The sequence below is a fragment of the Frateuria sp. genome, assembly GCF_013362045.1.
In the GTDB taxonomy this organism is placed as follows: Bacteria; Pseudomonadota; Gammaproteobacteria; order Xanthomonadales; family Rhodanobacteraceae; genus Frateuria_A.
The window spans coordinates 1-9,838 of record NZ_JABFWW010000185.1; the positions used below are offsets into that span (position 1 = coordinate 1).

The following is a 9,838-nucleotide window of genomic DNA, read 5'->3' on the forward strand; positions in this document are numbered from 1 at the left end:
GGCCGAACACCGACTGCCAGAAATACTTCCAGCGCGAGGCCAGCCCGCGGCTGTCCCTGAGCACCAGCTTCTTGTAGTCGTCGTAGAAGCCGATCGCGCCGAAGGCGATCAGCACCGCCAGCACGATCCACACGTAGCGGTTGTGCAGGTCCGCCCACAGCAGCGTGGCGATGGCGATGGCGAGCAGGATCATCACCCCGCCCATGGTCGGCGTGCCGGCCTTGACCAGGTGCGTCTGCGGGCCGTCGCTGCGCACCACCTGGCCCGCCTTGAGCGCGGCCAGGCGCATGATCAGGCCGGGGCCGAACAGCAGCGACATCGCCAGCGCGGTGAGCGCGGCCATGATCGTGCGGAAGGTGATGTACTGGAACAGGTGCAGGGCGGTGAAGTGCCGCGCCATCCAGTCGGCCAGCTCAAGCAGCATCGATGGGGCCTCCGGAGGCATTCGTGGTTTGTTTGAGGGCGGCGACCACTTGCTCCATGCCGGCCGAGCGCGAGCCCTTGACGAGGCAGGTCACGCCGGACCGCAGCTGCCGGACGAGCGAAGCGACGAGCGCGGCCTTGTCGACATGGTGCTCGGCCCCCGCCCCGAAGGCCTGCGCCGCCGCAAGGCTCAACGCGCCCACGGCGAACAACCGCTCGATGCCCGCCGCCTTCGCCCGCGCACCGATGCCGGCGTGCAGCTCGCGCGCCTCGGGGCCGAGCTCGGCCATGTCCCCGAGCACCAGCCAGCGTTCGCCGCCAGCCAGCGCGAGCGTGTCGATGGCCGCGCCCACCGAACCGGGATTGGCGTTGTAGCTGTCGTCGATCAGCGTCCAGCCGCCGTCCATCGCCTCCGTGCGCAATCGCCCGACGACGCCCGGCGCATGCATCAGGCCGGCTGCGATGGTCGCCAGCGGCACCTCGAGCGCCAGTGCGATCGCGCTCGCCGCCAGCGCGTTGGCGATGTTGTGGCGGCCAGCCAGCGGCAGATTCACCTCGGCCTCGCCCTCGCCCGTGCGCAACATGAAGCGCGAGCCGTCCACGCGCTGCTCGAGGATCGTCGCGCCGACGTCCACGTGCCCACCCAGGCCGAAATGCAGCGTGCGCCGCGAGCCCGCCAGCCCCCCGAAGAAGCTGGCGAACGCATCGTCCGCGTTGATGATCGCCACGCCGTCGGCGGGCAGCGCCTGGTACAGCGCGCCCTTGGTCTCGGCCACGCCCTCCAAGCTGCCCATGCGCTCAAGGTGCGCCGGCGCGATGGTGTTGACGAGGCCGATGTCGGGCCGCGCGATGGCGGCGAGGTAGGCGATGTCGCCCGGCTTGCCGGCGCCCATCTCCAGCACCGCGTACTCGGTGTCCGCCGGCATCGCGAGCAGGGTCAGCGGCAGCCCCAGCTCGTTGTTGTAGTTGCCCGCGTTGACGTGGGTGCGGCCGTGGCGCGCAAGGATCGAGGCGGTGAGCGTCTTGACCGTGGTCTTGCCGTTGGAGCCGGTGATGCCGACCACGCGCACGTCGCGCTGCGCGCGTACCGCGCTGGCCAGGTCGCCGAGCGCAAGCTGGGTGTCGTTCACCACGACCTGCGGAATGTCCACGTCCACGCGGCGCGTGACCAGCGCCGCGGCGGCGCCCTGCATGGCCGCGCCGCGCGCGAAGTCGTGCCCGTCCACGCGCTCACCCTTGATCGCGACGAACAACTCGCCCGGCTGGAGCTTGCGCGTGTCGATCGCTACGCCGATGACGTCCAGGTCGGCGCCCAGCAGGCGGCCGCCGGTCCACAGCGCGATCTCGGAGAGGCGCATCATGCGTGGTTCTCCCTTGCCGTTTGCGCCAGTACGGCGCGGGCGACCGCGAGGTCGTCGAAGGGACGCCTGCCGGCGGCGCCTTCCTGGTAGGTCTCGTGGCCCTTGCCGGCGATCAGCACGACGTCGTCGGGGCCTGCCTGCGCGATGGCCACGTCGATCGCCGCGGCACGATCGCGCTGGACGGTCGTGGCCTGCTGCATGCCGGCAAGGATCTGCGCGACGATGGCGTCGCCGTCCTCGCCACGGGGGTTGTCGTCGGTGACGATCGCCACGTCCGCGAGTCGCTCGGCAATCGCGCCCATCTGCGGGCGCTTGCCGGCATCGCGCTCGCCGCCGCAGCCGAACACGCAGACCAGCCGGCCGGCGCAGTGCGCGCGCAGCGCGACGAGCGCCTGTTCCAGCGCGTCCGGGGTGTGCGCGTAGTCGATCACGACCAGCGGATGCCTGCCGTCGCCGCCGAGCCGGTTCATGCGGCCGTTGACCGGTGCGAGCGCGCCGATCACCTCGACGATGCGGTCGAACGGTTCGCCGAGCGCGCCCAGGCACGCCGCCACGGCGAGCAGGTTGTCGACGTTGAAGCGACCCAGCAGGGCGCTTTGGATCGTCTGCGCGCCCCAGGGCGTGCTCAGCGTAAACGCCAGGCCTTCCGCGGAAGTGGCGATGGCCTGTGCGACGACCTCCGCCCCGCCCACATCGGCGGCGCTGGTACGCAAGGCGCGCACGCCGGCCGGCAAGCGCGTGGCCAGCCCACGGCCGAAATCGTCGTCCACGTTGACCACCGCCGTCTTCAGCCCGGGCCAGGCGAACAGCTTGGCCTTGGCCGCGCCGTAGGCCGCCATGGTGCCGTGGTAGTCCAGGTGGTCGCGGGTGAGGTTGGTGAAGGCGGCGACTTCGAAATCGACAGCGCCGACGCGGCCCTGCTCCAGAGCGTGCGAGGAAACCTCCATCGCCACGTGGGTCGCGCTCCGGTCGCGGAACTGCGCCAGCAGGCGCTGCACGCTGATCGCGTCCGGCGTGGTGCGCTCGCCCTCGTCCAGCTGCCCGTAGAGGCCCGCGCCCAGCGTGCCTATGCTCGCCGCGCGATGGCCCAGCCGCGACAGCGCCTGGGTGAGCAGTTGCACGGTGGAGGTCTTGCCGTTGGTGCCGGTGACGCCGACGATGCGCAGGGCGCGTGACGGATGACCATGGAAGCGCGCGGCGATCTCGCCGAGGCGTGCGTGCAGGTCATCGATCCACAGCACCGGCACGCCGGGAGTGAAGCCGGCCACTGCCGGAGCTTCGGCCAGCACCAGCGTGGCGCCGCGCGCCACCGCGTCCGCGGCGAAGCCGATGCCGTGCGTGCGGCTGCCGCGCAGCGCCACGAAGGCGTCGCCTGGCCTCGCCTGGCGCGAGTCGAGAGTGAGGCCGCGGATACGAAGATCGCCGAGCGCACCGGCGTCGGCGAAGCCTTCCAGCAAGGGAGACAGCGAAAGAGCACTTATGGCTCTTCCTCCACCGAGCCGTCATCGGCCGGCAGGTCCGTGGGCGGCTTGCTGCCGGCCAGCCCGGTCGGGCTCATCAAGGGACCGCCGGCATACCAGCGGCCGATGTTGTCCGGCGGCACGTCGAGCAGGCGCAGCGCACCTTCCATCACCCGCGCGAACACCGGCGCGGAGACCATGCCGCCGTAATAGCTGCGCTTCTGCGGGTCATCGATGATCACCACGCCCACCAGCCGGGGGTTGCTGGCCGGCACCACGCCGGCGAAGGCGGCGGTGTAGTTGTTGCGCGAGTAGCCGCCGGCAGCCGCTTTGTGCGCAGTGCCGGTCTTGCCGGCGACGATGTAGTTGGCGATACGCGCCGTGGTCGCAGTGCCGCCGGGCGCGGTGACCGTCTCCATCATGCGCACGATCTCGTCGGCGACCTGCCCCGAGACGATGGCCCTGGGCTCGTTGTCCGCGTCCTTGATGAAGCTCGGCGAGTGCATCACGCCGTGGTCGGCCAGCGTGGCGTAGGCGTTTGCCAGTTGCAGTGGCGTCACGTTGAGGCCGTAGCCGTAGCCCATGATGGCCTTTTCCAGCGGGCGCCAGTCGCGGCCGATGCGCAGCAAACCGGACGACTCGCCGGGAAAGCCGCTGTTGGTGCTGTTGCCGAAGCCGAACGCGCGGTAGGTGCCGTACATCAGTGGCGTGTCCAGCTCCATCGCGATGTGCGCCGCGCCGACGTTGCTGGACTTGGTGATCACGCCGGTGGGCGTCAGGGGACCATAGTTGTGCGTGTCGTGGATGTCGTGGCCCTGGAAGAACCAGTGGCCGCCGCCGGTATCGATCAGCGGGCTGGTCGGGGTGAACTTCCCGCTGGACAGTGCCGCGGCCATCAGGATCGGCTTGATCGTCGAGCCCGGCTCGATCAGGTCGGTGACGGCGCGGTTGCGCCGGTCTGCGGGCTTGCTGCCGTTCACCGCATTGGGGTTGTAAGTGGGCAGGTTGACCATCGCCAGCACCTCGCCGGTGGCGACGTCGAGGATCACCATCGAACCGGATGCGGCGTTGAATTCGCCCAGCGCGTTCTTCAGCTCGTTGTAGGCCAGAAACTGGATGCGCCGGTCGATGCTGAGCGTGAGGCTCTTGCCCGGCTTGGGTTCGCGCACCTGCTCGACGTCCTCGACCACGTGGCCCATGCGGTCGCGGATCACCCGCTTGGCGCCGGGCTTGCCGGCCAGCCAGTCGTCGAAGGCGAGCTCGAGGCCTTCCTGGCCGTGGTCGTCGATGTTGGTGAAACCGAGCACGTGCGCGGTCACCTCGCCCGACGGGTAGTAGCGGCGGTATTCGCGCTGGCCGTTGATGCCGGGAATGCCCAGGTCGAGCACGGCCTGCGCCGCCTCCGGCGGCATCTGTCGGCGCAGGTAGACGAATTCGCGGTCGGCGCGCTGGGCGAGCTTCTCCTTCAGCTCGCCCGCGTCGGCGCCGAGCGCGGAGGCAAGGTCAGGGATGCGGTCGGCGTTTTCCAGCACCTGCGCCGGGTTGGCCCAGATCGAGACCACCGGCGTGGATACCGCCAACGGTTCGCCGTTGCGGTCGAAGATGGTGCCGCGCGAAACCGGAATCGGCACTTCGCGCAGGAAGCGTGCGTCGCCCTGGTCCTGGTAGAACTGCTTGCGCACCACCTGCAGGTCGAACGCACGCGCGACCAGGCCCAGCGAGGCCAGCCCGAGCACGCCGACCACCAGCACCATGCGCCGGCGCGGGCTAGGGCCGGGACCGCGGCGGCGGCCGCCGGAAGGCTGCACGGACGGGCGGCGCGTACTCATCGGCGCACCAGTTGGATGTCCTGCGGCCTGGGCGTGACCATGCCGAGCTTGCTGCGTGCCTCTTCGTCGATGCGGCGCGGCTCGGCCCAGGTCGCCTGCTCCAGTTCGAGCCGGCCGTATTCGATGTTGAGTTCGTCGCGCTGGTTCTGCAGGCGGGTCAGCTCGACGAACAGCACGCGGCTCTCGTGGCGCGTCCACACCACGCCGATCGCGCTGACCAGCACGGCCAGCAGCAGGAGCACGAGTACGGTGCCGGCCAGCGCCCTCATGCCAGCTTCTCCGCCACGCGCAGCACCGCCGAGCGGGCGCGCGGATTGGCGGCGAGCTCGCGCTCCGAGGGGAAGCGCGCCTTGCCTACCGCGGCCAGCCGTGCCGGCCTTGCCGCCACCGGCGGGCCGCGCCGGCTGCCCTGCACGCGGCCCGCGTGGTCGCGGATGAACTGCTTGACGATACGGTCTTCCAGCGAGTGGAAGCTGATCACCGAGAGCCGGCCGCCGACCCTCAGGCGCTCCAGCGCCGCCTCGAGGCCGCTGCGCACCGATTCGAGCTCGCCGTTGACGCGGATGCGCAGGGCCTGGAAGCTGCGCGTGGCCGGGTGCTTGCCCGGCTCGCGGCGACCGATGGTGCGCTCGATCAGGGCGGCCAGGTCGCCGGTGCGGATGATTGGCGCTTCGGCGCGGCGCGCCACGATGGCGCGGGCGATCCTGCGGCTGAAGCGTTCCTCGCCGAAGGTCCACAAGACGTCGGCGATCTCGTGCTCGTCGGCGCGGGCGAGGAAGTCCGCCGCGCTTTCGCCCTGGGTGGTGTCCATGCGCATGTCCAGCGGCGCATCGGCCATGAAGCTGAAGCCGCGCGCAGCCTCGTCCAGCTGCGGCGAGGACACGCCCAGGTCGAGCAGCACGCCATCCAGGCCGGGGGCGGTCTCGTTCCACTCCGCGAGTTCGGCGAAATTGCCGTGGCGGATGGCCACGCGCGGATCGGCCGCGAAGGCTTCGCGCGCCGCGGCGATGGCGGTCGGGTCGCGGTCCATCAGCAGCAGCCGGCCATCGGGACCCAGGCGCGACAGCACTGCGCGTGCGTGGCCGCCGCGCCCGAAGGTGCCATCCAGATACCGCCCGCCTGCCTGCACGGCAAGGCCCTCCACCGCTTCATCCAGCATCACCGGGATGTGCCGCAACTCGGCCACGCCGCACCCTCCCGTCCCGTCTTCGTCCCGCACCCGAAAACACCCGCGCCCTAGAGGCGCAGGTCCGCCATGTCGTCAGTGATGTCGTCTTCGCCGAGGGTCTGGCGAATCTTGGCCAGATGCGCCTGCTCGCTCCACAGCTCGAACTTGTTGCCCATGCCCAGCAGCACCGCCTTCTTCTCGATGCCGGCGGCGGCACGCTGGCTGGCCGGCAGCAGGACGCGCGAGGCGCCGTCCGGCTCGACCACGGCCGCCGCGCCCACCAGCTTCATCTGCATGTCGCGATGGGCGGCCTTGACCTTGGGCAGGGCATTGATCTGGTCGCGCACCTGCTCCCACTCGGCGTAGGGGTAGATCCACAGGCAACCCGTCTCGAACGGGCTGTAGGTGACCACCAGCCGATTGGCGCAGGCGCCCGCAACCAGCTCCCGATATGCAGTCGGGATGGCCAGCCGGCCCTTGTCATCGACGGTAATGGCGGTTTCGCCCTGGAACACCCGTGCAGACTCCACTGATTCCCACGATTTCACACAGGGTCCCACGATACGTCTCGCCTTTTGAGACGTCAAGGGATTTTTGCTTGTGAATCAAGGAGAAAGGCAGAAGTGTGGACGTATTTCCAGCCATTTGGGAGGAAGGTTGGCAAGGTGCTTGAAAGCTAGGGTTTTTTCAAAATGCCGCGTGAGGTACATCACGAGCCTGCAGCCCGCTGGTCACCTCCGGACATGAACTCCTGTTCAGGCCAACCTGTGCCCGGGTGGCGCCCCTCTCGCGGCAACGCAAAAGGCCAGGGTGGCGTTCGACATCCACGCCACCCTGGCCTTCGTTGTGGCGGCGTGCCGCAGCGCGCCGCGCAAGAGAGGGGCGGAGCCGGCCTGTAAGCCGGGTTCTGTACGCCTTGCGGCGCGACAGTCATTCCTCTCGGCCAGGCGTCGCCGCCTGGCTCCAGCGACCTACCCGGGAACAACGCGGGCCGCGTTATCGTTCCCCTATTCGGTCTTGCTCCGGGTGGGGTTTACCGTGCCGTGCGGCGTTGGCCCCGCACGCGGTGCGCTCTTACCGCACCCTTTCACCCTTGCCTGATCCCCTTCCGGGGCCATCGGCGGTCTGCTCTCTGTTGCACTGGCCGTCAGCTCGCGCTGCCCAGGCGTTACCTGGCACCCTGCCCTGTGGAGCCCGGACTTTCCTCGACGCACTCGCGTGCGACGCGACTGTCCGGCCGACTCCGCGCACCATTGTAGTGGCCCGCGAATCGGCTGTGGGAAATCCGGATGCGAGAGAGAGCGTCGCGGTAGGGCAGGCTTCAGCGGGGCTGAGACTTGCTACGAAGCTTCATAGAGGCTCTTGCGCGGCGCTCCGGTGATTGCGGCCGCCAGCTTGGCGGCCTTGGCGGGCGGCAGTTCCTCGCGCAGCAGCGCGAACACGCGCTGGCCCTCGGCCAGACGCGCGTCCGTCTCCTCGCCGCGGCCGACCACCAGGATCACGCATTCGCCGCGCTGCTGGTCAGGATCGCCCGCGACGCGTGCGGCGAGCTCGGACAGCGCCTCGCCGAGCACCGTCTCGAACAGCTTGGTGAGTTCGCGCGCGAGCACCGCCTCGCGCGCACCACCGAAAACATCGCGCATGTCGACAAGGCTCTCGGCCACGCGGTGCGACGACTCGTAGAAGATGAGCGTGCGCGGCTCGCTGGCCAGCTCCTGCAGGCGAGTGCGGCGCGCGGCGGCCTTCGGCGGCAGGAAACCCTCGAAGACGAAACGGTCGCTGGGCAACCCCGCCACCGACAGCGCCGCGATGGCCGCGCAGGCACCGGGCACCGGTACGCAGCGGATGCCTGCCGCCCGCGCCGCGCGCACCAGTCGGTAGCCCGGGTCGGAGACCAGCGGCGTGCCTGCATCGGAGATCAACGCGACCGATTGCCCATCGAGCATGCGCCGCACGAGCGCATCGACCGCCTCGCGCTCGTTGTGTTCGTGCAACGCCACCAGCGGCACGTCGACGTTATGGTGGAGCAGCAACGGCCGGCTGTGGCGGGTGTCCTCGGCGGCGATCACGTCCGCCGCGCGCAGCGTCGCGACCGCGCGTGGGGAAAGGTCGTCGCGATTGCCGATCGGCGTGGCAACCACCGACAGGTTGCCGGACTGGACAGTAGGCATCGAAGCTCCAAGCGGTGCGCGAAGGGCGCGCGGCACGATCGGCTATGATCGCTCACCATGTCGACCACGACCAAGGAACGCTCCATGCGACTGCTCCGCGCCGCCGGTCTCGGCCTGCTGATCGCCTTGGCGCTGGGCGCCTGCGTACCGACGGCGGTCACCCGCTCGCCGCAGGAACTGGCCGCCGCACAGCACGCCGCGCAACTGGCCCGCCAAGGGCAGTTCGACCAGGCGGTCCAGGCCTATCTCGACCTCGCGCAGCAGGCCCGCGATCCCGACCACTACCGCGTACTGGCCGCCGAGGTCTACCGCGAGGAAGGCGCCATCGAACAAGCCGCGCCGCTGCTTGGCCAGGTGCGCCGTCCGCGCCTGCAGAGCGAGGACGCAGCCCACTACGACCTGCTGCGCGCCGAACTGGCGCTCGCCCACCACGACGCACACACCGCGCTGCAGCTGACCACCCAGCCGACACCGGTACCGTCCGCGCTCGAGCTGCGCCTGCTCGAACTGCGCGCGCGCGCGATGGAGGGCACCGGCGACCTGTGGGGTGCCGCGCGCACCCGCGTGCAGATGGACCCTCAACTGGGGGGGCTGGACCACACGCAGAACCGCAAGCAGATCCTCGACCTGCTCGGTCGCCTGGGCGCCGAGCCGCTCAAGCGCCGCGGCGCCGCCATGCAGGCGGGCGATCGCATGCTGCCCTGGATCAACGAAGCGCTCACCCAGCTCGGCGTGCCGGTCGCGCAGCCGCAGCCGGATCTCAACCAGCCGGTCGGCACCATGCTGCCCGGCGCCAACGCGAACGTGCGCGAGGGCTACCGCATGCCCGCGCACGTGGCGTTACTGCTGCCGCTGGGCGGCAACTTCGCCGGCGCCAGCGGCGCGATCCGCGAAGGCTTCTTCGCTGCCTACGCCGACGCCGCGCGCACCAACGCGCCGCGCGCCAGCGTGCGCGTGTACGACAGCGGCGGCACCGCCGAGGGTGCGTTGAAGGCCTACCGCCAGGCTGCCGGCGACGGCGCGCAGCTGGTCGTGGGGCCGCTCACCCGCGCGGAAGTCGCGGCGGTGTTCGGTCAGGGCCAACTGCCGGTGCCCTTGCTCGCGCTCAACCACCCCGACGACAAGAGCCTGCCGGCCGGCGGCGCCACAGAGTTCGGCCTGCTGCCGGAAACCGAGGGCGCGCAGGCTGCCGACCACATGGTCGAGCGTGGGCTGCATGGCGCCTACGTGATCGTGTCCGACGACGACTTCGCACAGCGCGCCGCCAGCGCATTCAAGGCCGAGTTCGATGCGCGCGGCGGCCACGTCGCCGGCATGGCCACGCTGCCTCCCGGCAAGGTGAACTTCGCCAACGCGATCGGCGGCCTGGACATGCCCAGGTCGGCCATGCCCGTGCCGGCGGCACCGGCACCGGCACCGGCGCCGG

The 9,838-nt window shown here is 70.4% G+C and carries 8 protein-coding genes, 1 other RNA gene and 1 pseudogene; 1 reads left to right on the forward strand and 9 read right to left on the reverse strand.

The window, feature by feature from the left end; translation table 11 throughout:
* The 9 genes and pseudogenes from HOQ08_RS08450 to rsmI form a co-directional block, all read right to left on the reverse strand.
* A pseudogene (locus HOQ08_RS08450) lies at positions 1-424 on the reverse strand (phospho-N-acetylmuramoyl-pentapeptide-transferase); the annotation flags it as partial.
* Complete coding sequence (gene murF / locus HOQ08_RS08455) at positions 414-1,784, reverse strand: UDP-N-acetylmuramoyl-tripeptide--D-alanyl-D-alanine ligase (RefSeq protein ID WP_291193257.1); 1,371 nt, start codon at positions 1,782-1,784, stop codon at positions 414-416. The gene murF and the pseudogene HOQ08_RS08450, both read right to left, overlap by 11 nt.
* On the reverse strand, positions 1,781-3,241 hold the full coding sequence (locus HOQ08_RS08460) for a UDP-N-acetylmuramoyl-L-alanyl-D-glutamate--2,6-diaminopimelate ligase (protein ID WP_291193259.1): 1,461 nt from the start codon (positions 3,239-3,241) through the stop codon (positions 1,781-1,783). Before HOQ08_RS08460 ends, murF begins: the two co-directional genes overlap by 4 nt.
* Positions 3,242-3,261: 20 nt before the next feature.
* Positions 3,262-5,073 (reverse strand): penicillin-binding protein 2, encoded by a 1,812-nt coding sequence (locus HOQ08_RS08465; protein ID WP_291193261.1) that lies wholly within the window; start codon positions 5,071-5,073, stop codon positions 3,262-3,264.
* The gene (gene ftsL / locus HOQ08_RS08470; RefSeq protein ID WP_291193271.1) at positions 5,070-5,333 is read right to left on the reverse strand and encodes a cell division protein FtsL; all 264 of its coding nucleotides are present in this window, start codon (positions 5,331-5,333) and stop codon (positions 5,070-5,072) included. Before ftsL ends, HOQ08_RS08465 begins: the two co-directional genes overlap by 4 nt.
* Before the next feature lie 5 nt (positions 5,334-5,338).
* Entirely contained in the window at positions 5,339-6,259 is a 921-nt protein-coding gene (gene rsmH / locus HOQ08_RS08475) for a 16S rRNA (cytosine(1402)-N(4))-methyltransferase RsmH (RefSeq protein ID WP_291193263.1), read from the reverse strand.
* A 50-nt stretch (positions 6,260-6,309) separates the two neighbouring features.
* Complete coding sequence (gene mraZ / locus HOQ08_RS08480; protein ID WP_291193265.1) at positions 6,310-6,756, reverse strand: division/cell wall cluster transcriptional repressor MraZ; 447 nt, start codon at positions 6,754-6,756, stop codon at positions 6,310-6,312.
* A 365-nt stretch (positions 6,757-7,121) separates the two neighbouring features.
* Positions 7,122-7,486: RNase P RNA component class A (rnpB, locus tag HOQ08_RS08485), an RNA gene on the reverse strand.
* Between the two features lie 95 nt (positions 7,487-7,581).
* On the reverse strand, positions 7,582-8,412 hold the full coding sequence (rsmI, locus tag HOQ08_RS08490; RefSeq protein ID WP_291193267.1) for a 16S rRNA (cytidine(1402)-2'-O)-methyltransferase: 831 nt from the start codon (positions 8,410-8,412) through the stop codon (positions 7,582-7,584).
* 84 nt (positions 8,413-8,496) lie between these two features.
* On the opposite strand from rsmI, the gene HOQ08_RS08495 reads away from it, so the two are divergent.
* Positions 8,497-9,838, forward strand: a 1,342-nt coding sequence (locus HOQ08_RS08495; RefSeq protein WP_291193269.1) for a penicillin-binding protein activator, incomplete at its 3' end; no start/stop codon positions are given.